Annotated in this window: 23 protein-coding genes and 1 other annotated feature; of the genes, 3 read left to right on the plus strand and 20 right to left on the minus strand. The window is 45.6% G+C overall.

What is annotated here, in order from left to right:
- Window positions 1-26 precede the first annotated feature (26 nt).
- The 5 genes from rodA to mrdA form a co-directional block, all read right to left on the minus strand.
- Window positions 27-1,190, minus strand: coding sequence for a rod shape-determining protein RodA (gene rodA / locus DESDI_RS14790; RefSeq protein WP_015263423.1), 1,164 nt, complete (start codon window positions 1,188-1,190; stop codon window positions 27-29).
- Window positions 1,191-1,386: 196 nt separating this feature from the next.
- On the minus strand, window positions 1,387-1,662 hold the full coding sequence (minE, locus tag DESDI_RS14795; protein WP_015263424.1) for a cell division topological specificity factor MinE: 276 nt from the start codon (window positions 1,660-1,662) through the stop codon (window positions 1,387-1,389).
- A 30-nt stretch (window positions 1,663-1,692) separates the two neighbouring features.
- The gene (gene minD / locus DESDI_RS14800) at window positions 1,693-2,487 is read right to left on the minus strand and encodes a septum site-determining protein MinD (RefSeq protein WP_015263425.1); all 795 of its coding nucleotides are present in this window, start codon (window positions 2,485-2,487) and stop codon (window positions 1,693-1,695) included.
- 32 nt (window positions 2,488-2,519) lie between these two features.
- Window positions 2,520-3,203 carry a septum site-determining protein MinC gene (gene minC, locus DESDI_RS14805; RefSeq protein ID WP_015263426.1) on the minus strand — a complete coding sequence of 228 codons (684 nt, stop codon included), beginning with the start codon at window positions 3,201-3,203 and terminating at the stop codon, window positions 2,520-2,522.
- Window positions 3,204-3,437: 234 nt separating this feature from the next.
- A complete protein-coding gene (mrdA, locus tag DESDI_RS14810) occupies window positions 3,438-5,516 on the minus strand; it encodes a penicillin-binding protein 2 (protein ID WP_015263427.1) in 2,079 nt (692 codons plus the stop codon).
- A 217-nt stretch (window positions 5,517-5,733) separates the two neighbouring features.
- On the opposite strand from mrdA, the gene DESDI_RS18125 reads away from it, so the two are divergent.
- The gene (locus DESDI_RS18125; protein ID WP_172635912.1) at window positions 5,734-5,892 is read left to right on the plus strand and encodes a hypothetical protein; all 159 of its coding nucleotides are present in this window, start codon (window positions 5,734-5,736) and stop codon (window positions 5,890-5,892) included.
- Between the two features lie 26 nt (window positions 5,893-5,918).
- Here the strand turns inward: DESDI_RS18125 and DESDI_RS17940 are convergent, their stop codons facing one another.
- The 13 genes from DESDI_RS17940 to DESDI_RS14870 form a co-directional block, all read right to left on the minus strand.
- Window positions 5,919-6,131, minus strand: a complete 213-nt coding sequence (locus DESDI_RS17940) for a hypothetical protein (RefSeq protein WP_172635913.1) — start codon at window positions 6,129-6,131, stop codon at window positions 5,919-5,921.
- A gap of 245 nt (window positions 6,132-6,376) precedes the next feature.
- A complete protein-coding gene (mreD, locus tag DESDI_RS14815) occupies window positions 6,377-6,886 on the minus strand; it encodes a rod shape-determining protein MreD (RefSeq protein WP_015263428.1) in 510 nt (169 codons plus the stop codon).
- Window positions 6,887-6,888: 2 nt separating this feature from the next.
- Window positions 6,889-7,755: a rod shape-determining protein MreC gene (gene mreC / locus DESDI_RS14820; RefSeq protein WP_015263429.1), complete on the minus strand. Its 867-nt coding sequence runs from the start codon at window positions 7,753-7,755 to the stop codon at window positions 6,889-6,891.
- A 25-nt stretch (window positions 7,756-7,780) separates the two neighbouring features.
- On the minus strand, window positions 7,781-8,797 hold the full coding sequence (locus DESDI_RS14825; protein WP_015263430.1) for a rod shape-determining protein: 1,017 nt from the start codon (window positions 8,795-8,797) through the stop codon (window positions 7,781-7,783).
- A 123-nt stretch (window positions 8,798-8,920) separates the two neighbouring features.
- Window positions 8,921-9,604 carry a RadC family protein gene (gene radC / locus DESDI_RS14830; RefSeq protein ID WP_015263431.1) on the minus strand — a complete coding sequence of 228 codons (684 nt, stop codon included), beginning with the start codon at window positions 9,602-9,604 and terminating at the stop codon, window positions 8,921-8,923.
- Window positions 9,555-10,211: a Maf family protein gene (locus DESDI_RS14835; protein WP_015263432.1), complete on the minus strand. Its 657-nt coding sequence runs from the start codon at window positions 10,209-10,211 to the stop codon at window positions 9,555-9,557. Before DESDI_RS14835 ends, radC begins: the two co-directional genes overlap by 50 nt.
- Before the next feature lies 1 nt (window position 10,212).
- Window positions 10,213-10,476 carry a DUF4321 domain-containing protein gene (locus tag DESDI_RS14840; RefSeq protein ID WP_015263433.1) on the minus strand — a complete coding sequence of 88 codons (264 nt, stop codon included), beginning with the start codon at window positions 10,474-10,476 and terminating at the stop codon, window positions 10,213-10,215.
- A 182-nt stretch (window positions 10,477-10,658) separates the two neighbouring features.
- A complete protein-coding gene (gene aspA / locus DESDI_RS14845; protein WP_015263434.1) occupies window positions 10,659-12,074 on the minus strand; it encodes an aspartate ammonia-lyase in 1,416 nt (471 codons plus the stop codon).
- A 121-nt stretch (window positions 12,075-12,195) separates the two neighbouring features.
- Window positions 12,196-12,828 (minus strand): redox-sensing transcriptional repressor Rex, encoded by a 633-nt coding sequence (locus tag DESDI_RS14850; RefSeq protein WP_015263435.1) that lies wholly within the window; start codon window positions 12,826-12,828, stop codon window positions 12,196-12,198.
- A gap of 132 nt (window positions 12,829-12,960) precedes the next feature.
- The gene (locus DESDI_RS14855; protein ID WP_242825408.1) at window positions 12,961-13,470 is read right to left on the minus strand and encodes an SPOR domain-containing protein; all 510 of its coding nucleotides are present in this window, start codon (window positions 13,468-13,470) and stop codon (window positions 12,961-12,963) included.
- Window positions 13,471-13,933: 463 nt separating this feature from the next.
- Window positions 13,934-14,941, minus strand: a complete 1,008-nt coding sequence (locus DESDI_RS14860) for an inorganic phosphate transporter (protein WP_015263437.1) — start codon at window positions 14,939-14,941, stop codon at window positions 13,934-13,936.
- Window positions 14,934-15,560, minus strand: a complete 627-nt coding sequence (locus tag DESDI_RS14865) for a DUF47 domain-containing protein (RefSeq protein ID WP_015263438.1) — start codon at window positions 15,558-15,560, stop codon at window positions 14,934-14,936. Before DESDI_RS14865 ends, DESDI_RS14860 begins: the two co-directional genes overlap by 8 nt.
- A 127-nt stretch (window positions 15,561-15,687) precedes the next feature.
- Window positions 15,688-17,070 (minus strand): bifunctional folylpolyglutamate synthase/dihydrofolate synthase, encoded by a 1,383-nt coding sequence (locus tag DESDI_RS14870; protein ID WP_015263439.1) that lies wholly within the window; start codon window positions 17,068-17,070, stop codon window positions 15,688-15,690.
- Window positions 17,071-17,575: 505 nt separating this feature from the next.
- Here DESDI_RS14870 and DESDI_RS18130 point away from each other — a divergent pair.
- The gene (locus DESDI_RS18130; protein ID WP_041219524.1) at window positions 17,576-17,827 is read left to right on the plus strand and encodes a hypothetical protein; all 252 of its coding nucleotides are present in this window, start codon (window positions 17,576-17,578) and stop codon (window positions 17,825-17,827) included.
- A 313-nt stretch (window positions 17,828-18,140) separates the two neighbouring features.
- Here the strand turns inward: DESDI_RS18130 and DESDI_RS14885 are convergent, their stop codons facing one another.
- Entirely contained in the window at window positions 18,141-20,786 is a 2,646-nt protein-coding gene (locus tag DESDI_RS14885; RefSeq protein WP_015263440.1) for a valine--tRNA ligase, read from the minus strand.
- A gap of 56 nt (window positions 20,787-20,842) precedes the next feature.
- Window positions 20,843-21,108, minus strand: a binding site (T-box leader).
- 213 nt (window positions 21,109-21,321) lie between these two features.
- On the opposite strand from DESDI_RS14885, the gene DESDI_RS14890 reads away from it, so the two are divergent.
- Window positions 21,322-22,659, plus strand: coding sequence for a methyl-accepting chemotaxis protein (locus DESDI_RS14890; protein ID WP_015263441.1), 1,338 nt, complete (start codon window positions 21,322-21,324; stop codon window positions 22,657-22,659).
- A gap of 166 nt (window positions 22,660-22,825) precedes the next feature.
- On the opposite strand, the gene DESDI_RS14895 is transcribed toward DESDI_RS14890, so the two are convergent.
- On the minus strand, window positions 22,826-24,166 hold the full coding sequence (locus DESDI_RS14895; protein ID WP_156801187.1) for an FMN-binding glutamate synthase family protein: 1,341 nt from the start codon (window positions 24,164-24,166) through the stop codon (window positions 22,826-22,828).
- Window positions 24,167-24,233: the final 67 nt, after the last annotated feature.

The raw sequence follows: 24,233 nt of genomic DNA on the forward strand, positions 1-24,233 counted from the left end.
TCTTAGTTGTCCCGGTCGTACTTTACTTAAAACATTAATCGTTGTCGCCGGACGTTAACGCTGAGTATGAGACCGATGGCCATTAAGTTTGTCCACATGGCACTTCCGCCATAGCTTATAATCGGAAGGGGAATTCCGGTCACCGGCATAATCCCCGACGTCATGCCCACGTTGACAAGAATATGAAAGGCGAACATTGAGACAGTACCCCCTGCAATAATCGTCCCGTAAACATCCTTAGCTTTCATGCCAATATTAATGGCTCGGAGTAAAAAGATAAAGAAAAAGAACAACAGGGTGATGGTACCAATAAATCCAAATTCTTCACCCACCACCGAAAAAATAAAATCCGTATGGTGTTCAGGTAGAAAATCCAATTGGGCTTGTGTCCCCTGCCGAAAGCCTTTTCCCCAAAATCCACCTGACCCAATAGCCCAGATGGACTGAATAATCTGGTAACCATCGCCACTTATATCAGCTGCCGGATCAAGGAAAACAGTCAACCGTTTGAGCTGATATTCATGAAGGGGCAAGGGAAGTCCTTGGGCAAACTGCAACCAGCTCGGCAAGTTCGTGGAAAAATGCAGCCACAATGCTAGGGCTACCAGAAGTCCTCCACCGACAATCAAGCCACCGAATTTCCAAGGATTCGCCCCGGCTACGAACATCATCCCGATAAAAATAGCCACAAACACTAGAGTCGTTCCTAAATCGGGTTGCCTTAAGATCAGCAACATCGGAACGAGAACATATAAGAATGGCGGAATAAAATCTCGGAATCGATTGAGCTTTCCTTGACGTTTAGCTAAAAAATCCGCGAAGGTTATAATGATAAAAAGCTTTGCAAATTCTGAAGGCTGAATGTTTTGTGTCGAAGTGATCGGAATCCAGCGTTGGGCTCCCTTAGCCGACTCACCAAAGGCGAAGACAGCAAGCAATAGTAAGATATTAAACCCATAAATCCACCAAGAAAGACGTCTCAGCTTCTGATAATCAAACAAAGCTACGACTGTGCATAAAACAAGTCCTGTCGCAATCCAGATGGATTGAATCTTCAGGTAATGATAGGGTTTAGACTCAATAACGTTAAATGATGCTGTACTCTGTATGATTAGACTAGAACCCAATAGCAAAAGAAAGAAAAAAACAAAGAGAATGTCAATATTCTTCAGCATCCGACGGTCGAGCATAAGTAGTACCCCTTTTTCACCAAGAAATTACAACTTTCATTATAACACAAGGGATAAGTCAGCCAAAGCTTTGCAGATCAAAGTTTATTTCTATTTAATCTTCTTACCCCTATCCCTATAAGCATTAATTCAAAAGCACCGCAGGATTGTCTAGCAACACTCCTGCGGTGTATAAGTCGCGGTACACTATGGATGATTACCCCTTCGTAGAATAATCTCTTTTCATTTTTAGGACAGGAATATTGGCAATTAAGGCTACTTCTCGATCATCTTGATTTAAGTTAACCTCTAAGGCATTCTCATCGATTTCCATATAATTCGAAATAACTTTGATCAAGTCCTCTTTCAGCTGATTTAACATGTGTGGCGAGATGGTAGCCCGGTCATGCACGAGGACAAGCCTTAAGCGTTCTTTTGCAACGTTCTTAGAAGCTGGTTCCTTTCCAAGGATACGATTGATAAAATCTAACATGGCCTATTCCTCCTCTTGAGTGCCAAGCACTTATTTCATACCGAATAATTTCTTCAGTTTATCCATAAATCCATCCGGAGCATCGAGATTCATCAAGGGAACCTCTTCTCCTTGGATTCTCCGGGTAATCCGTCGGTATGCTTCTCCAGCACGGGAGGATTGATCCATAACTGCTGGTTCACCACGGTTCGTAGAAATGACGATGGTTTCATCATCGGGAATAACGCCGAGTAGGTCAATAGCCAAAATATCTAGAATATCTGAGATATCCATCATATCGCCACGTTTGACCATATGGGGACGAATCCGGTTAATAATTAAACGCGGATTGCGCAGGTCTGCCGCTTCCAGAAGCCCAATAATCCGGTCGGCATCGCGTACTGCACTGACCTCGGGAGTGGTAACCACAACAGCTCGATCAGCTCCAACAATCGCGTTACGAAAACCTTGCTCAATTCCTGCAGGGCAGTCAACGATAGCATAGTCAAATTCTTTCCTTAAATCTTCACAGAGCGCTATCATTTGATCAAGGGTTACAGCGTTTTTATCCTTGGTCTGGGCCGCCGGAAGAAGATAGAGATTCTCGAATCGCTTGTCTTTGATCAACGCCTGTTTCAAACGGCACACCCCGCTTGTGACATCCACAATATCATAGACGATACGATTCTCTAGCCCCATCACCACATCGAGATTACGTAAGCCGATATCAGTATCTACTAAAACCACTTTTTGGCCTGCTGCAGCAAGTCCTGTTCCAATATTGGCCGAAGTGGTAGTTTTACCAACCCCACCTTTTCCTGAGGTGACGACAATGACTTCTCCCATAGTTCAACCTACCTTTCAAAATTTCCTTCATCCTATATCCTTTTTCCCCTTAGTCCATTGAGCTGAATCCCTTCTACAACAAGGCGGTCACCCTTAATTCGTGCGCATTCTGGGCCCCTCCATTCCAGCTCATCTTCTGGGGATCGCGTCACCAGATCCGCAATCCTTAACTGTGTTGGTGCTAAATGATAGGCAATCACTGTCGCTGTTCGATCTCCAGTAGCACCCGCGTGGGCAACCCCTTTAAGAGAACCAATAACCACAATATTTCCCCTAGCTACAATCTCAGCGCCGGGATTCACATCACCCACAACAATCACATGACCGTCATACTGGATGCTAGCTCCGGAACGAAGGGTGCGCTCCACAAATAGACTAGGTCCTTCTACCATGCCTTCTTCCATAACACGTGGTGGCTCAACTTCTTGAACTGATGGTGTCTTGCGTGCACTAGAGTATACTTCAGCGGATGTAAGCCACCCATTAAAAGCAAGACTATACTTGGTTAAACAGGACATCAGCTTCTCCTGTTGTTCCGGGGTATACTCTTTCTCTCCTGCATAGCAGCGAACTGCGGCCCCTTGTAGGAAGTGGTCGGAGTCATCTAGCAGTTTTTTCAATTCGTCCATTAAAGTAGAAAAATCAGCCTCGGGGTCCAAATATAAAATCAGACCCTCCCGAGTACCTTTTAAAGCAATATGCTCTGTCCGTGTCAACCGTTAAACCCCCACTTATTCCATGGTATGCCCTTCGGACCTCGACATTTTAAGAAAGCTTGTCCAATCCAAAGTTTTGTGCATTAAAAATTCACGCCATTTTAACTGACGCTCATACTAATTCTACAGTGCTCACCCGTTTCCCTTTCGGTAAAAGAAAAAAACGAGGGTAAATTTCCTCGTTTTTATCCAATCTTTCGTTATATTACCACCAAATCCCTGTCACAGGGTCAACTACCAACCAAAATATTGCTTAAAGGCTGCCTTGGCAATCAAACCCGCTGTATCTCCCCCGTGATATCCGTATTCTACAACTCCTGCAAAGGCAATTTCCGGATCATCATAAGGTGCAAAACCCACATAGACCCCATTAAATAAATCCCCTGCCGCTGTATTCTTTGATCCGAGCTGTGCGGTACCCGTTTTGCCCCCGCCTGTGTATTGCGGAGTATCAGCAAAAAGCCAAGCTGCCGTTCCTTCTCCACTGGTTACCTTGCTCATAGCTTCTTTAACCGCCTTTAAGTTTTCAGGAGAGACAGAGACTGTATTTCTTACCACAGGTTGATTTTGATGAACTACTTCTCCAGTGACTGGGTCAAGGATCTTATCCACTATATAGGGTTGCATGCGTTTGCCACCATTTACTATCGTAGCAACGTAATTTGCCAGTTGCAAAGGGGTATAGGTATTATCCCCTTGCCCGATAGCGGTGTTGAAGGTCTCAAAATACTGCCAATCTATAAACCAACGGACATTGTAGTTGTATTCAGCATGCACTTGGTCAATTTTAGCTTTTTTCTCTTTTTCTAGCTTTTTTCTGGCATCTTCATCCTTAGCTTCCGCAAGCTTTGTCTTAAACTCTTTTTCGATATCTGCAAGATTATTATCTCTGGTTTTTTCATATGCAGGGCCGAAGGTTGCTTTCTTCCATTCAGGGGATGGAGCGTTACCCTTAGATTCACCGGGAATGTCGATCCCAGAATAGACACCGAGCCCCAACTCATTAGCAATCTGTTTCAGCATTTCACCATTTTTAGCGAACACCCTTTGCCCTACTGCTTGGAAATAGGTGTTTGAGGATTTCGCCATCGCTCGATTCAAATTCACTAAACCAAATCCGCCTGGGGACCATTCCTGAATACCGTTTACAGTCCCTAAGGTGGCTACTACATTGGAGCTGTTAAACTGCTCGCTGGGTGTCACCACACCTGAATGCAAACCAGCTAAGGCCGTCGTCATCTTAAAAGTTGATCCGGGTGCATAAGTCCCCGCTAATGCTCGGTCAAAAGATGCCGCCTCTTCCGCTGTGAAATATTTTGTAGCAATTTCCTCTGAAATAATACCGGTCAGATCATTAGGATTCATAAAAGGCCGCGAAGTCATGGCCAGTATTTTTCCCGTCTTAACTTCAATAACTACTGCCGCTCCGGCATTAGCATCCGGACGGTCCTTGTGCACTTCATTCCTAAACACATCATCTAAAGACTTTTCCATAACAGCTTGAAGCTCAGCGTCAAGGGTTAGCTGCAGCGTCTTTCCCGGTTCCGCAGGTTGGATGACCTCTTTAGCTATGGGGCGAGCACTGTTGTCAACGATGACCTGCTGTACCCCTTCTCTGCCGCGCAGCCAATAATCATAGCTCTTCTCTACCCCCATTTTGCCAACCAGATCCCCATGTGTGTAAGTAAAGCCTGCCTGTTGAGCATAGGGATCCTGATTAAACTTATCAATCTCCTCTTCACTCACTTCACGCACATAACCGAGGAGATGACCAGCGAGGGTATTTTTTCGATAATCGCGCACTGGTAGGGCTTCTACGTTAACACCCGGTAGCTCATCCTTATGCTCGGCGATAATTGCTTTGAGAGGGTCAGGAACATTGCTCATAACTGTTACAGGACGGTAGCGTTCCCACTGCTGGTTTTGAATCATTACCAAGATATCTTCGGCAATGAACTCAACCCCTTGTTTCTCAATGGGCCAATAGGGTTTAATATAGCCAGCCAAACGAGTAATAACTTCTTTCCAGTCTCCACTCTTGGCACTTTGTAATTCCATCCAATCAATGGTCAAGGCAAACTGAGGCACGCTGGTGACGAGTAGCTCACCATTGCGATCAATGATATCGCCACGATTCGACGGAATCGAAACAAGCTTCATGATATTGCCTTGGGCCTTGCTCTCGTAATAGGAGGCTTCGGCGATTTGCAGGCGCCAAAGGTTAAAGCCGAGCATCAGGAATATGAGGAATACTACGGCACTGAGTGCCCAGAGCCGACGGACGTAGGGTTTGCGTTCTTGATCTTCTTCCATTTTCTCGCCTCCTTTGGATTGGTTGATAATTCTAGACTTGTCTGTATTAGTAGGTTTTTAAGATTTCTTATGCGATAGACTCTATAGCGATTTCCCAAAATTCTCTGAGGCCTCTCCAGGATTTTGCTTGACACGCTCACTCTGTAAGCTGCGCGCACCCGTTCTAACGCTCAAGCACTCCGCTCCATCGGGTTCCCGCCCAAATCGCTCCTGCTCAATGGGCGGTTGGAAACGTCCTGTTTCCAACCCGACTCCGCTGCGTGCTTTTCGCGAAGAACGGGTAGCTGCTCGCTTAGAAGCCGTTCTCTACTGTCAATCAAAATCCTTGGGTAATTTTTATAAGGTTTTCGGGAATGATTCGTATGCCATACCATAGCTCACCCTGAAAAGCTATTCTAAGTCCTACCCTGCGAAGTGAGTTGCGATTACAGTAAGCGAGGTTTTTACGCGAGCAGCAACCGAACTTGGGCCAAACTGCACCCCAGATAGCGGGGCGAGCAACACACGAAAGTATCCAGTGAATACTTTCGCCCAAGCCGCCCGCTCATAAGAACACTCGTCGGCGCCGGGTCGTTGCTCGCGGCCTACAGAGCCAAACAAGTGCGAAAAGCTCACCCGCTTTTCGGGATGGCGATTTAGGCCACGAAATCCGGATGAGGATTTCGCCCAAGCCGCACGCTACAAAGAACGGCTTTTCGGCGCAGGTAACCCCGCCGCTGCAAGAGGCAGTCTGGCTCTTAGTTCGGTCTGCGAGTGTAATTTCCGAGCGTCTGTAACGCAACTCGACTTGCACGTAACTCTAGCCCAAGGAAATGCTTACACAAGCCCCCATAGCAAGTCAAGGCACAGCAAAAGCCACCCTATCGATCATACTTCGGCCGATACTTAAGCCACCCTCTCGTAAACGACCGATGAATCCAGGGATACGTAATAGGCACGAGAACCGCGTTATAAACTGAGACACCGAGGACCAAGCGCAGAGCATCATCGAAGGCCCATCGGGCCCCTACGAGGATATTCAAAAAGGCGATGACACCTTCTCCCACAAACGTAACCAGAAAAACCAAGAGGGCAATCAAGAAAAAGTTTTCCCGATACCATCGCTCGGAGAGCCAACCGGTAAGCAAGGCAACCATCGTTAAGGTTAAGGCATACATTCCGAAATGCCTGCCCAGATAAAAGTCTGCTAATATACCTGCTCCTAATCCCCATAAGGCACCCGGCAGTGTCCGATGATGCAGAGCCATATAAATGGTAAAGAGCAACAATAAATCTGGCTTAATTCCACCCCATGACAAAAAATTAAAGACGGTTCCGGGCAGAATCAGGCTAAAAAGGAGCATAACGATAATGAGGATATTCCGCCGCATCGTTATTGCCCCCCTGTCTTTCTTACAATATAAACTTCCTCTAATGCTTCAAAATCTACAAAAGGAGAAATATAGGCCGTTTTCAACAAGCCGGAGCCATCCAATTGAATCTGCTCTACTTTACCGACGGGAATATCTTTGGGATATACTCCTCCCATACCGGAAGTTAATACTAAATCGCCAATATTGACATTATCATCACGACGTAATAGCATCTGAAGATTACCTTCAGCTTCCAGTCGAGTGGTTCTTTTATAGGTTCCTTCAACAATACCAAAGGTTGGTGATCCGGTACTTCCCCGCACCGAAGCACTGACTTGTCCTTCACTATCTGTGATTAAAAGAACTTCTGAAGTGGTCGGCGTCACGGAGACAATCTTGCCGACCAGTCCTAAAGCAACGATGACCGGATCATTCACAGCTATCCCATCTTTAGACCCACGGTTAATGTTGAAGGTCTGATACCATGCCGTAGGATTCCGATTAATAATACTGGCACCAATCTTCGAATATTTATCTATGTTAGGACTGTTAAACATCTCTTGATCCAGTTCATTATAGCGCAATCCGGCCAAAACTTGCTCTTTAAGCTTCAGATTATCACCCGTCAGTTGCTCTACTTTCGCCTTTAACTCATCATTCTCCCTTTGTACATCACTAAAATTCCAAAAAACGCGAGTGTTCTCTTTGAAGCTGTTTCCCGCGCTCAGAATAACATTCTGTACTGGGCTGAGGGCACGCTGCAATACCCCACCGATTGGGTTAGGAAATTGGCTTCCCAGTCCAGTTAAGCGAATACTCACAAGCACGCCTAACACGAGGAAGAAAACGAGAACCATGATCCCCGTTGCATTCACTCTTTTTCGCACCAGGCCTTCCTCCCCGCCTTAAACTCTAGCTTTTTTGCAATGCAGCAATTCTCCGGAATATATCCTCGTTCTCTAAAACCTTTCCCGTCCCTAGAGCCACACAAGAAAGTGGGTCTTCGGCCAGATGTACCGGCATCCCCGTCTCATCCGCAATGAGCTTGTCCAGATTACGCAGTAGGGATCCTCCCCCTGCCATCACAATGCCACGGTCCATAATATCTGCTGCCAACTCCGGAGGAGTCTTTTCGAGGCAGGACTTTACCCCTTCAACGATAGCTAACACAGGTTCTTGAAGAGCCTCTTGAATCTCTTCAGCCGTAATCTCTACAGTTTTTGGTAAGCCTGTCAGCAGATCCCGTCCTCGGACTTGATAGCGTTTATCTTTTTCAGCTTGATAAGCACAACCGATTTCCATTTTAATATCTTCAGCCGTGCGATAACCCACCATTAAGTTATAGCGACGTTTGATATGTGCCACAATGGCATCATCCATCTCATCACCTGCAACGCGAATGGAGCGACTTGTAACAATTCCGCCCAAGGAAATAACCGCAACTTCCGTGGTTCCACCACCGATATCCACAATCATATTTCCCGTAGGTTCACTCACCGGAAGCCCTGCGCCGATAGCAGCAGCCATAGGCTCTTCCATGATGATGGGATCCTTAGCTCCCGCTGCTAAGGCCGCTTCCTTAACTGCACGTTCTTCAACAGGGGTCACTCCGGAAGGTACACAGATGACAACCCGTGGGCGAGCAAAAGGAGATTCCGTACCTAAAGCCCTGGAAATGAAATATTTGAGCATTTTCTGAGTTACATTAAAATCTGAAATAACTCCATCCTTTAATGGGCGAATCGCCACAATATTGCCCGGGGTTCGACCGATCATTTCCTTGGCTTTATCCCCTACAGCCAGAGGAGTTTTCTTTTCTGTATCAATCGCGACCACAGAAGGTTCATTGCAAACGATTCCTTTGCCCTTCATATGGACCAACGTATTCGCAGTACCTAAATCAATTCCTAAATCCTTACCAAAAAACATTGGTTATTCCCCTTCCGTTTTTACGATATATATATCCTAAGAAATAATACGAAATCCATAAGTCCTTTGAGGGGCCAACCCTTAGCCAAAATCTGCTACTTTCCCGAGGGCTATGTGCTTCCCCTATAATATCCCTCGTTCTTTCAAGCTTATGTACCGATTATCTCCAATAATTACGTGATCAAGGACTTCTATGCCCAGAATTTGTCCGCCATCGGATAACCGCTGGGTCACATCAAGGTCCTCACGACTGGGTGATGGATCACCGCTGGGATGATTATGCAAAAGAATAATCGCATTGGAGTTGCGCCGAATAGCTTCTTTGAAGCACTCCCGAGGATGTACCAGGGAAGAATTCAGAGACCCCACCGAGATAGAGCTAATTCCCAAGACATGATTCTTGGTGGATAGGCTTACCACTCGGAAATGCTCACGATCCAGATAGCGCATTTCTTCCATGACCAAATGTGCAATATCTTGAGGAGAATTGATAACGGGCCTAACCAAGGGGTCGGAGGAAACCGAACGCCGTCCCAGCTCCAAGGCCGCCTTAAGCTCGGCCGCTTTAGCATTTCCCATACCATGCAGCTGGGTCAATTCATGAACTGTCAAGCGAGCCAACCCGGATAATCCTCCGGCTTGAGTCAATAGCCGCTCAGCAAAATCTAGAACATTCTCTCCCTTAAGGCCGGTCCTCAGCAAAATTGCTAAAATCTCTCGATTAGAGAGAGCCTCCGGACCACATTGAAACAAGCGTTCACGAGGTAGCAATTCCTCGGGAAGATCCTTCAACCGGCGATAATCCATCCTTCACCTCATGCAGGGCGATATCTCCATGCTTAATCCCCCACACGCTCAGTCTTGCTTTGACATATTCCATGGGTAAACCAATCACATTGCTTAAGGATCCCCTAAAATAATCCACTAAATGACCGCCAAGACCTTGGATACCATAAGCACCCGCTTTGTCCATAGGCTCGCCAGAGTCAATATATTCCAAGATTTCCTGATGAGTCAGTGAACGAAAAAAAACTGCTGTCTGCACTACACCATGTTCTTGGCGGCCTGCTCCATTGATGAGCGCCACCCCGGTGTACACTTTATGTCCTCGCCCACTTAAAGCGGTAAGCATTTCCTCTGCTTCTTTTTCATCCTTAGGCTTGCCCAGAATGCGGTCCTCTAAAACAACAATCGTATCGGCTCCGATAACCACATCCTCGCGACTCCCACCCAAATCCAACCAATTCTTCAATCCAGCCTGAGCTTTACGCAAAGCCAGTTCCTTTACAGCTGAATCAGGGGAAACCCCTTGGGAGAGTTCTTCAGAAACATCTGCTTCCACTCGAGTAAAGGGAAATCCCCCTTCATTCAGAAGCATCCCTCGACGCGGAGAAGCTGAAGCCAGTACGAGCATTCTACCACTTCCTAGCTAGATAATAACCACCGAGAGCACCTAATATCGTTGCGATAGTGATGCTTAAACGGAAGCCAAAGGAGAAAGACATAAAAAAGAAATCCAGATAGGTATGAGAAGGAAAATCGATAACCGCCGGGCGCAAAAAGGGTGCTAAAAAGGTAAACTTCTCCAGCCCATAACCCAATAAAGTGCCAATGGCGGCTCCTGACAGAATAAGGAGAATCGTGCGACCCGTCCCCGAATTATTTCGACCTGCCGGCATATTCTTCCCCCTTTCAACCATAGAAATGTAGCCAGGGCATGTTGCTCCTGGCTAATTTTTCGACACTTTTTAGTTTAGCATCTCCATAACCAATTCGCAAGGGGGGCTTCACCTTAAAAAGATAAACTTACTATTAACACTCTATTGATCCAAAAATCATCATCTATTGTCCATTAAATACCCTAGGAACGTCTCCCCTTAAGTAACTCTGAGCCACTAATCCCTGGCTTTGTCATTTCAAAAGGATTCAAGATTAAATCTAATTCTTCAACCGTTAATACCCCTTTTTCGAGAACAATCTCCCGCACAGGACGACCTGTAATAATCGCCTCTTTGGCAATTCGTGATGCTACTTCATAGCCCACATGAGGATTGATTGCTGTCACAACACCCACACTATTTTCTACCAGGTTACGACAGCGTTCCACATTGGCAACTATACCGACCACACAACGCTCTTTAAAGACTTTAATAACATTTCGGAGAATATCTAAGGATTGAAGAAGATTAAAGACTACCACCGGCTCCATCACATTGAGTTCCAGCTGTCCCGCTCCACAGGCCAAGGCAACTGTAAAATCGTTGCCTTGGACCTGGAAGGCAACTTGATTGACCACCTCAGCCATCACCGGATTAACTTTCCCCGGCATAATGGACGAGCCCGGCTGCATGGCCGGTAGAGTAATTTCTCCGAAACCCGTTCTTGGACCAGAAGCCATCAGCCTTAGATCATTGGCAATCTTGGAAAGGTTAACCGCTAAAGTCTTCAGAGCCCCAGATACCTCCAAAAAGGCATCCGTGTTCTGAGTGGCATCGACTAAATTCTCCGCTCTTCTGAGCGGCAAACCGGTGATCTCTCTCAAAAGATCAGAAACCTTCTCAATATACACCGGGTCAGCATTTAAACCGGTTCCTACTGCAGTTGCTCCCATATTGACAATCAGCAAGGATTGAGAAGCCCCATCGATACGCCGAATATCTCGCTCCAGCATTTGTGCATAGGCCGCAAACTCCTGGCCTAAGCGTATGGGAACCGCGTCCTGAAGGTGAGTTCTTCCCATCTTAATGACTCCATCAAATTCTTGAGCCTTACTCACGAAGGCTGCCTGCAATTCCTTGAGGGCCAGGAGCAAATCGTCTGCTACATTTAGGCAAGCGATACGAATAGCCGTAGGAAAAACATCGTTAGTGCTTTGGGCCATATTTACATGGACATTCGGATGCACGCGATTATAATCTCCTTTTTTTCCGCCAAGAATTTCAATGGCCCGATTGGCGATGACCTCATTAGCATTCATATTATAGGAAGTACCTGCGCCCCCTTGGATAACATCCACTACGAAATAATCATCGAACCGGCCTTCAACAACTTCCATGGAAGCACGGACAACTGCCTCGCCCACGTCACGGGACATTGAGCCAATCTCCATATTCGCCCTTGCTGCTGCGGCTTTTACTAGGCCTAAGGCACGTATAAGTTCATGATGTGGTCGATATCCCGTAATCGGGAAGTTCTCTCTTGCCCTGAGGGTTTGAATGCCATAATAGACGTGATCCGGGACATCCATCATGCCGAGTAGATCTTTTTCCTTACGCATAATAACTCCTCATCATTCCATTTACTTTCATTTTTTATGCAAAAAAGCAAGACAATAGTTTGTCTTACTTTTCTTCAAATCTATATTTTTTATACTGTCAGAAAGTATAACCCATCTTATATTATAAACGATGGGCGCCCACATTAAAGGTTAACACCTCAAGATTAACCGCCAAGTCTACATTTCTAAGCTCGACTTCCGGTGGAACGTTTAATACCACAGGCGCAAAGTTGAGAATCGCCTGCACACCGGCACGGACAAGTTTATCCGCAATCGCTTGAGCAGCGCTAGAGGGTACAGCGATGATGCCAATCTGCGTCTTGTTATTTTTTGCAACTTCTTCGATATGATCGATACACATGACTTCGACGCCATGATATACGGTACCAATCTTCATCGGATCATTATCATAGATACTGGTGATAATAAATCCGCGCTCACGAAAACCTTTGTAAGTAGTCAGAGCTAGACCAAGGTTACCCATACCAACAAGGCAAACGCTCCAATCCTCACTCAAACCAAGGATTTTCAAAATGTGGCGATGCAAATCTTTTACATTATAACCCACACCACGAGTTCCAAATTCACCAAAGTACGCTAAATCCTTACGCACTTGAGCTGGACTTACCCCAACACCTTCAGCAATCTCACCCGATGATATTGTGATAATCCCCTTACGATCTACATCTGTCAAATGTCTTGAATAAACAGATAGACGAATAATTGTAGCTTCTGGGATTTTAAGTGTTTTCATTAAAGTGATCCCCCGTTTCTTATTTCCTTAAAGCAAGTACATTATATCACTAAGTCTGTAGGTAAACAAATTTTTAGCTTGACTTAAAGATTAAAAAATTAAATATTAATTATAAGATAATAAAATAAGATTTTAATTTTTCAATACTTCTATAGCTCTCAGGTATTCTCCATAAAGGCGCAAGGACATAATTTTCCTCATATCGACCATCAGAGTTCTCTCCGCCTTAATCATTGATAAGGAAGCTTCTTGCAAATTCTTCAACCCACGAGAAGTTGTCAGCATCAAATTTTCAAACTGCGGGAGGATTTTTTCCCTGGTGGCGTAAGGTGTATTTAGGTAGGTATTGACACCCACTAAAATCTCAGCTGTTTCCTTTGCTCCAATGCCTCGAATCTGAAAGGCACGTTCAGGATTAGTCATAAATTTTGGAACAGTAACCATTCCACCCTCTTTCAGCAACTCTTGAATCGGAAGCAATTCATCCTTTGCATAAGCTAAGCCTATTGCTACAATAAACGGATCTTTAGAGATAACCTGGGCATCCCACCCTAATTTTTGTAATCGCTCTTTCTCCTGGTTAGCGTTTCGTTCGGAATTAAATACTCCCATCTGACAAGTCCAGAATTCAATTTTATCCAAAGTCAAAAGGAATTCTTCTTGTTCCGACAAGCTTTTCGAGGATAAAGGGGAGTCCTTGGGTTGTGTGACTAACTTAACATAAGTATAACCAAAATAACAAGTCATCCATACAATCAAGATACTAGCAAAAACTCCGAATAACTTAATAATCCAGCGATTATATTTATAAATACTATCACCCTCTCTTTTTGCTGTCAACTTCTTCCTATTGAAAATCATGGTTTGAAGTCAGATTTAACAAAACTTTCACATTTCGGACAACCTGAAGCTAATATCAATTTATGTGCCAGGGAAGCTGTTCATGTCATTAAATTTGGGGAGTATATCGATTAAAATCTGTCTACGTTAAAATCTAAATACATCAATCTTCATACTTCGATCTACATACCTCAATCTATATACGAAAAAGGAACCGAAAACGGTTCCTCTAAAAAAACTATATAACTTCTAAAAAATTCTTATGTTACAAAATAACACTAATCAGTTTATAACAAAGGAATGATGTGATCGCCGCAGTTGGAATCGTAACCACCCAGGCTATCAGCATCTGCTGAGCTACACCCCAGCGAACAGCAGAGATCCGCTTAGCGCTCCCCACACCCATAATTGAGCCCGATACCACATGAGTCGTAGATACGGGTAAATGCAGCCCCGGGAGAGCTGTAGCTGTCCAAATAACGATTGAGGAGGTCAAGTCTGCAGCAAAGCCATTGATCGGTTCTAATTTGAAGATCTTACCACCCATGGTCCGAATGATTTTCCAGCCGCCGGCAGCTGTACCTAATGCCATAGCTAAAGCACAGGCCATCTTAACCCATAGGGCCGGATCAAGATTAGATGGGTCTTGCAGACCAGACGCCACAAGGGCCATCGTAATAATACCCATGGATTTCTGAGCGTCGTTGGAGCCATGATTAAAAGCCAAGAGTCCCGCAGAAAGCACCTGCATCTTGCGAAAACCCTGATTGACTTTAGACGGAGCAAATTTACCGAAAATAAAGTAGAGTATTTTCATAATAATAAAACCTAGAATGATACCGACAATCGGAGATATAAGTAAGGCAGCAACAATTTTCAGGATGCCTTGAGTCTGAAGAACATCAAAACCAACTTTAGAGACAGCAGCTCCAATCATTCCGCCAATAATAGCGTGAGAGGAACTACTGGGAATACCAAAATACCACGTCAATAGATTCCAAAAAATTGCTCCAATCAAGGCAGCGATAACAATCTCTTGAGTCACAAATTCCGGGTTAACAATATCCTTGGCTATCGTTTGAGCCACCCCTGTACTGACTAGAGCACCCGTAAAATTAAGTATTGCCGCAATTATAACTGCTCGCTTTGGAGTGAGCGCGCGTGTTGAAACACTCGTTGCAATGGCGTTAGCCGTATCATGGAATCCATTGATGTAGTCAAAAGCCAGTGCGAAAAATACGACGAGAATCAGTAACGCACTGGAACTAATCATACTTCAATACAACTCCTTTAAGGAGATCCGCGATTTCTTCACATTGATCCAAGGTGTTTTCCAAATGTTCAAGAATTTCTTTCCACTTAATGATTTCAATCGCATCTTTTTCTTGTTCAAACATACGCGCCACTTCTTGACGGTATAAGGTATCTCCTATTGCCTCAAGGCGATACACTTCTTCTGTAGCGGCAAGAATTTCACTCCGCTTAAAGTGGATACTATTTAAGCAACAGAATGCCGTTTTGAGGTGTTCCACAGCTTTGACTATGGTGCGGACGATTTCCTGCGCCCCCATGGAAGGTTTTTTAGTATGGTAAAGGGACATACGCTCCACTGCTCCTTGACTTAAATCCACAATATCGTCAAGGTTTTGGGCAAGGGTATAGATATCTTCACGGTCCAAAGGGGTAATGAGTGTTGAATTCAAACGGTCCACAATTTCTGTCGTTACTTTGTCAGCTCGATGTTCTAAATCATGCATCATTTCAGCCTCTTCAGCAGATACAGAATTTTGGCAGATTAACCCTTCAAGTTTCTGTGTCGTTAAACAGGCTAATTCTGCACTCTCCCTAAATAAAGCATAAAATTTATCTTCTTTTGTAGATAGACCAAACATTAACTAACCTCCAGTCGTTATTGTAACGATATCCTGTTGTATTGTAGCAAATTCTGTAGCCCCTAATGTTAAGTTTATGTTAATTTTTCTTGCAAATTTTAACATTCCTATTGGGGGCCTTCCTAGTTTAGCGCCCTTGCTGCAATAACTCTAATAAGGTCTGTCGAGCATCGGCAATCATGTAGAGAGAGCCAGTTACGCAAAGCATATCTTCCATCGCCAAGCGGGCAAATGCTTCCCTCATTGCCTCACGGGGCTCCTCAATGATGGTGACCGGCTTACCCTTTTCTTCAATCAAACGGGCTAAATACTGCCAATCTCCAGCCCGAGGCGAATTGGGTTTTGTCACGATAACCTCATCAGCTAAGGGTGCAAGGAGATTTACGACCTTCTCTCGTTCCTTATCTCCCAGCATACCCATACATAAAACCAGCCGCCGCCGTTGAAAAATATCTAAAGCCTTCGCCAATGCCTCGGCCCCATCTACGTTATGTGCACCATCTATAAGAATCTTCGGTTTAAGGGAGAGCAGTTCCAAACGACCTGGCCAAAGAGTCTTATAAAGACCCTCATAAACATTTCTTCGCTCGAGCTTGACTCCATATTCTGATTTCAGCACTTCACACACGGTTACCGCAGTCGCGGCATTCACTATTTGATGTTCCCCGACTAGACGTAGACGCAACTTGTTATACACCCCGCGTAGCCCTACGAGATCAAATTCCTGTTCTAACTCCCCACTCCAACGCGTCTCCCAATGGACATCTTCACCCACAACCCAAAGGGGCGACCCCACAGCTTTCGCTTTTTCGCGGATAATATTTAAAGCCTCTGGGCGATGTGCCGCGGTTACCGTAGTGGCGCCAGTTTTTATAATCCCTGCTTTGACTTGGGCAATCTCTTCATAGGTTTCACCGAGGTAATTCATATGATCCATGCCTACATTGGTAATTACGGAAATCAGTGGCTTAACCACATTGGTGGAATCTATAGCTCCCCCTAATCCTACCTCGAGAACCACAAAGTCCACCTTTTGATTCGCAAAATACTTTATCGCCATGGCCGTATTGACCTCAAACTCGGTAGGATGCTCTACCCCCTGCTGCACAAGGTCCTCTAAATGCGGGCGAAGCATTTGAATCAGCTTAATAACATCTCTTTTCGGAATCATTGCGCCATTGATCGTGATCCGCTCACGATAATCGTGGAGATGGGGAGAAGTAAACACCCCTACCCTATATCCGGCATCTTCAAGGATTTCGGCAATCATCATGCTGGTCGACCCTTTGCCATTCGTTCCGCCGATATGAATAATCTTCAGATGTTCTTCAGGGTTACCCACCCGCTTAAGAAGTTCCTCAATGCGACCGAGTCCAAAGTTCATACCAAATTTCGTAAGGTTAACAAGATACTCCTGCGCTTCCTCATATTCAGGCTCTAAGGAGGACCCCTCCTGTAAATTTACTTGGTGTCCCCGCTCGCTTATCCCCGAGGTTTCCTTATCCTTCACCTTATGCTCCTCCTTTGAATCCTCGCATGTGCTACCCTCTATGGTTTGCATGCGTTGGCACATGGTTATTATGTACGAGTTTACTATGCGATAATTCCCTATTAGTGTCGATTTTCCTGCAATTCGTTGGGAGAATTTTGCGGGCGGGTTGTAGCTTTGCTTCGCTAGAGGCTGTCTCCTTAGCTTAAAACGGCTGTCTTAGTGTAAGCAGCAGTCTCCAGGATTTTGCCATACGCGTTCACTCTATAAGCTACGCGGTGCCAAACTAATCGCTCAAGCTCTTCGCTCCGACGGGTTCCCGCCCAAATCGCTCCTGCTCAATGGGCGGTTGGAAACGTCCTGTTTCCAACCCGTCTGTGCTGCTAGCTTTTCGCGAAGTTTGGCATCCTGCTCGCTTAAATCCGTTCTCTGCTGTATGGCAAAATCCTTGGGCTGTGTTACGGGGTCAAAGTAGCATAATCACAGAGTTTCTCGGGAGTGCTCGATAGTAATATTTCACACCCGAATGTTCAAGCTCGAGCTACCCACCTACAAAGAATGGGCCACAATCGGCTGGAATACTCCGAATACTGCTGAAAGTCCCATTAGAAAACCCAAGGATATTGATTTGCAAGAGGGAACGACTTCTAAGCGAGCAGCTACCCGTTCTTCGCGAAAAGCATGCAGCGGAGTCGGGTTGGAAACAGGACGTTTCCAACTGACTAGAGAGCCAAACAAGTGCGAAAAGCTCGCCCGCTTTTCGGGATGGCGATTTTAGTCAACGAAAGCCGGATGAGGCTTTCGCCCAAGCCGCCAGCCACAGAGAATGACAAAACGGCGCAGGTAACCTTTCGGAGCCGTATGCTTGAGCGTTAGAACGGGTGCGCGCAGCTTACTGAGTGACCGGTGCAAATCAATATCCTGGAGACTACTGGTGATCCGCCCAAAAAACCCTAGAGACAACCCCTTCCAGCGAATCTCAAACAAGCAAAGCATGCTAATTCCCTCCAGAGAAACCAGCATGCTTCACTAAAAAACTATTCTACTAAGACCTACCTAGAAGCGAACCCCACGAAGCAGCTCCGCGAAGCTTACGCCTCCTTCAACTCTGCCAAGCGAACCTGTAGCGCCCCGATTCGTCCGTTGATTCCTTCAAGCTTCTCTCGCTCCTTGGCCACAACTTGCTCAGGAGCCTTGGCGACAAAGCCTTCATTATTAAGCTTTCCAGACAGACGGCTTTGCTCTTGAAGGGCTTGGGCAATTTCTTTTTCGACGCGGGCGATTTCCTTGTCCAGATCGAGAAGTCCTCGTAAGGGGAGGTAAACCTCAACACCCTCTAGGACTGCACTGGCAGCTTGAGCTGGCTTAACTTCCAAACTCGCCACCACATCAACTTGAGAACCTCCGGCTAAAAGTCTGATGCACTCCTTACCCATTTCCAGAACTCCTAAGGATTCTTGCTCTGGAGCAACGAGTATAATCTCAGCTTTTTTACCGGGTTGAACATTCATCTCAGCGCGGATATTGCGGATGGCTTTGATAACCTCCATAATCTGATTCATGTGTTCCTCAGCCGAACTGTCTTGGTATCCTTCGACTTGAGGCCAAGATTGAATCATGATGCTTTCCCCAGTGACCGGTAGATTATGCCAGATCTCCTCCGTAATGAAGGGCATATAGGGGTGTAAGAGCTTCATCGTTCCTTCTAATACCTCAAGGAGAATTGATTGGACAGTATGACGTGCTTCCGGATGCTCCTTATCATAGAGTCGACCTTTAGCCAATTCGATATACCAATCACAGAATTCATTCCAGATGAACTCATAGAGAAGACGAGCAGCTTCACCTAAATCAAAGCGATCAAGGGCTATTGTGACTTCCTTGACGGTCTTTTCATAGCGCGAGAGAATCCAACGATCTTCTAGCTTAAGGTCGCCCCGTGGACCTTCTGTATAGTCCTGAAGATTTAACAGCACAAAGCGCGAGGCATTCCAAATCTTATTGGCGAAGTTGCGAGTCGCCTCCAAGCGCTCAGGATGGAAACGCAGATCATTACCCGGAGTATTGCCGGTAATAAGCATGAACCGCAGGGTATCGGCGCCGTATTGATCGATAATTTCTAGGGGATCGACACCATTACCCAAGGATTTGCTCATTTTCCTCCCTTGAGCATCCAAGACAAGACCATGAATCATCACCTTCTTAAAGGGAACATCCTTCATGAACTCCAGACCCATGAAAACCATGCGGGCTACCCAGAAGAAGATGATATCCCGTCCGGTCACGAGTACTGATGTGGGATAGAACTGCTTCAGCTCCGGGGTATCTTCCGGCCAACCCATGGTAGAGAAGGGCCATAACCCGGAAGAAAACCAAGTGTCCAAGACATCCGGGTCTTGGGCAATATGCTTAGAACCGCACTTGGGACAAATCTCCGGATCTTCCTGCACGCAGATCTCCCCTCCGCAATCTTCACAATACCAGACTGGAATCCGATGACCCCACCAGAGCTGACGAGAAATACACCAATCCCGGATATTCTCCAACCAGCCCAGATAGATTTTGGTAAAACGATCAGGCACGAATTCCATTAGCCCTTCCTTTACCACTTCCATTGCCGGCTTAGCTAAGGGAGCCATTTTAACAAACCATTGTTTACTGACCATGGGTTCAACAACCGTGGAACAACGATAGCATTCCCCTACAGCATGCTCGTGATGATCGACCTTTACCAATACTCCCAAATCTTCAAGATCCTTGACGATAGCCTTCCTAGCCGCATAGCGCTCCATACCTTGGTATTTTCCAGCCTCTTCATTCATGTTCGCTTCACGGTCCATGACCGAGATGGAAGGCAGATTGTGACGCAGACCCATTTCAAAGTCATTAGGATCATGAGCTGGGGTAATCTTGACCGCCCCTGTTCCGAACTCACGATCCACATAGTCATCGCCAATGATGGGGATTTCCCGATTCACTAAAGGTAGCACCACAGTCTTGCCGATCAGATGTTGATAACGTTCATCTTCCGGATGAACAGAAACAGCCGTATCGCCCAGCATGGTCTCTGGACGGGTAGTCGCTACCACTAAAAACTCTTCACTATCTTTTACAGGATAACGCAAATGCCAAAGATGCCCTTCCCGATCCACATGCTCTACTTCAATATCAGAGATCGTGGTATGGCAGTGGGGACACCAATTGACGATATAATTGCCACGATAAATCAAGCCTTTATTATAGAGATCCACAAAAACCTTCCGTACTGCATCGGAGCAACCCTCATCCATCGTAAAGCGTTCTCTCGACCAGTCGCAGGAAGCACCAAGGCGACGAAGTTGTCCAGTAATCCGTCCTCCATATTCGCTTTTCCAGTCCCAGACCCGCTCTAGGAACTTGTCGCGGCCGAGTTCGTGGCGGTTGGTGCCTTCCTTGGCTAACTGCTCCTCCACCTTGGCTTGGGTGGCAATACCTGCATGGTCCGTTCCGGGAAGCCACAAGGTATTGTAGCCTTGCATCCTTTTAAAACGGGTGAGAACATCTTGGATAGTACTATCGATTGCATGTCCTAAATGCAGAGCACCGGTGACATTCGGCGGAGGCATGACAATACTAAAGGGTTCCTTGGTATCATCCACATCCGCATGAAAATACCCTTTATCCTCCCAGTAAGGATACCATTTTCCTTCAACTCGACTAGGGTCATAGACCTTTTCCATTTTTAATTCCTCTGACATTAGTAATGCTCCTTTCATAGATAACAAAAAAATATAACAAAAAAGCCCTTCTTCCTCTAAAGGACGAAAGACTCGCGGTACCACCTTTTTTCAAAGAGTCAAATTACTCTTGCCAATATGCTCTATAAACAAAGCAATCAAGCGGCAATAAGAAAAGAACTCCTTGCACTCTATAATGCGATAACGAGCAAACCGTCAAGGGCTACCCTATTCACCCCTGCCCCTCCTGTGCGACCCTAACCTCCAAACGGGAAAGACTCTCAGCATCTGTCTTCCTCTCTAAACCGCAGGTTCAGCTATTCCTCACATTCTTCGGGTTATATTGGTTATATTGGTTATATTGGTTTTATTATTTTTTTATTATATCTTTATAATATCATAATGTCAAAAGACATTCATTGTATTTACTTTACTATTGTGTTCGAAATAATGTTTTCAAAATCTTCACTCCACAATTACAAATTCTTATGATACAATATGGAATGGTAATATGTTGAAAGATGTCAAAGGGAATCTATCTATAGGGAGGGTCGGAATGGAACATTTCTTAAACAGAATAAGCGAATTCTTTTTTAAGCACTCCGGTATTGTACGATGGTGGTTTAATTTATCAGTATCATCAAAGCTTGCGTTGGCTTTTGGCATCAATGCTATGATCACCATTTCAGCTGGAGGAGTAATCTATTACATGGTAAAGACGGGAGCCGATCTTGAACAGAACATCGGACTTTATCTTGGTTTATTGATAACCGCTGGTATTATTGTTCTTTTTTATGGTCTTTACATCTCCTTCTTGGTAGCAACTCCTCTAAGGAATAGCGTTGCCTTCGCCGAAAAAGTAGCCAAGGGTGACCTTACGGCAACCATTTACAGTATGGGACAAAAGGATGAGCTTGGAACTCTATGTGCTTCCTTAAATGAAATGACCGAGAATTTCCGTTCCTTGGTTGGCGGCATTACGAACAGTGCGGATATCTTTGCCGATTCCACGCACGTCTTATCAACCCAATCAAAATCTACCACTCAATCTGCACAGCTCGTTTCCTCATCTCTTCAACAAGTAGCAATCGGGTCACAGACCCAAGCCAATAGTGTCCAGAACATTATGACCAATATCCAATCCATGGCCCAGGGCGTTCGCCAGATTGAAGATCATATCCAATTAGCTGATCAATCCTCCCAACAGTCCTTACAACTGGCCCAAGATGGCGATACCGCCATGGGTGTAGTCAATCAACAGATGGATCATATCCATCATTCTGTAGATAGCACCGCAGTGATTATTGCCGCCCTCGGCGAAAAATCCACCGTCATCGGTTCGATTGTGGAAACCATTAAGGCTATTTCTGATCAAACCAACCTCTTAGCTTTAAATGCAGCTATCGAAGCCGCACGAGCCGGAGAACATGGACGAGGCTTTAGCGTGGTCGCAGAGGAAGTTCGTAAACTTGCTGAACAATCCACTCTCTCGAGCGCCCAGATCGAAACCATTATCTTCGATATTAAAAATAGCCTCGATGAAGCCATAGCCAGCATGGATTCCGAAAAGGATGTTGTCCAAAGCGGTGCACATGCTATCCATAATGCACAAGAAGCATTTACCCGGATTAAAGAAAGCACCCAAACGCTTGGTCAGCAAATCCAGAAGGTTTCCTCTTTGTCCCGCGAAATCACTCAAAGTTCCGACGTCATTGCTCATGAGGTGACCCAGGTCTCCGCCGTCTGTCAAGAAACAACCGCTCAGACTGAGGAAGTCGCCAGCAGTAGCTCTGAGCAAATGACTGCTATGGAGGAGATTCATTCCTCTGCGCAAGAACTATCCGATACAGCGATGGAGCTCCAACAGGCAGCCCGCAAATTTAGACTGAACTAATCTATTATTATTGAATACATATTAAAAGCAGCTTCTGATGAGCTAAGTCTCATCAAAAGCTGCTTTTTTCCTGTTCTTTTCCTTTCACTTGTGCTTTCTACCTTCACTTTCAACTTCCCTACAACTTACTTCTACAACTTCCCTTCTCCCTCTTTTACCCTCCACATTAAGCTCTGGGTACTCCGGTCAACTCAGCAGTCCATTGATCCAGTGCCACCAGGTCATGAGGACCAAGATCTGCTATCGATTTTTTACCCATAGCTCGAATCCCTTCCTCCATCTCCATGGTGAAAGAATTTATCACCTTCACCACACTCTGTGCTGCCAGCTCGACATCCAGCCGATTCTTATATTTTGAATTATAATAGACCAACTGAGTCAAGGGTTCCCAAGGCATCACTTTACCGATCTGTTTATGTACTAGGGCAAAAAGAGGTACAGTACCAACATAAATAGCATCAGCACCCAAAGCAAGGGCCTTTAAGCATTCACCGGGGGTAGCATATCCCCCTGCGGCAATCAGACTCACCTCATGCCTTACCCCCTGTTCCTTAAGGTAACGTTGCGTTCGGACAAGATTATTGATACTCGGCATGCCAAAATCATCACTGATTGTGGGCGAAGATGCAGCCGTCCCACCCTGTGAACCGCCAACGCAAATGACATCAAAACCAGCTTCGATGGCGATTGCCAAATCTGCCTCAAGCCTTCCCCCACCCATGAGTTTAAGTCCGATGGGTTTACCACCCACCTCTTTGCGCAAATCTCTAATGAAGCGCGGCCAATCTTGAGGACTTGTAATATCAGGGAAAGTTGCGTAACCCTTCAGAGAGGAAACAGGTGAAATCCCCATGATCTTCTGGGCCTTCCCCTTGATTTCATGAGGCTCTATCACATGTCCACCCATGCGCGCCCCTTGTCCCATTTGCACTTCAATCATATCCGCTGCTGCTATTCCTTGAGGATCTCTGCCATAGTCATGACGACTGACCTGCCAGATGAATTTCCCCGCCGCCTTTCTTTCCTCAGCCAAAAAGGGACCTTCCCCAGAATTCGTAGCTGTCCCTAATTCTTTGGCGGCTTTGGCTAAAGCAACTTTTGCTTGTTCACTCAAGCCGACTCCGAAACCCATGCCGCCAATCAGCAAGGGAATAGGCAGGGTCATTGGCTTCTCAGCTTTAGGTCCGAGGGTTACAGATAAATCCACGGGAACACTGACCTCGATAGGTGACCGTACAAGTTGGGCAGGAACAAATAAAAGATTATCATAATGGTTAAAGGGTTTGGGACTGCCTAAAGGTCGTTTGATGATTTTTCCTGTTTCTGCTCGCATACTGATATGAATGATGTTTTGAAAGGAAGTTCTCCTCACAGCACTCCACAGCTCAAGTAGGTTCTCAGAAAAAGGATCCTCTAACAACCTACTCACCACAAGATCAAAGATCCTCTGCACTCCCGTCCGAAAGAAACGTTTGCCTAGAAAGAAGGCTATCAACACTAAAAGCATCCAGCCGAGAAAGCTGGCTACTACCCCTAAACCAAAATAGACAAGGCCGCTGTTCACATAACCATTC

Origin of the sequence: Desulfitobacterium dichloroeliminans LMG P-21439 (assembly GCF_000243135.2) — a bacterium.
GTDB lineage: Bacteria > Bacillota > Desulfitobacteriia > Desulfitobacteriales > Desulfitobacteriaceae > Desulfitobacterium > Desulfitobacterium dichloroeliminans.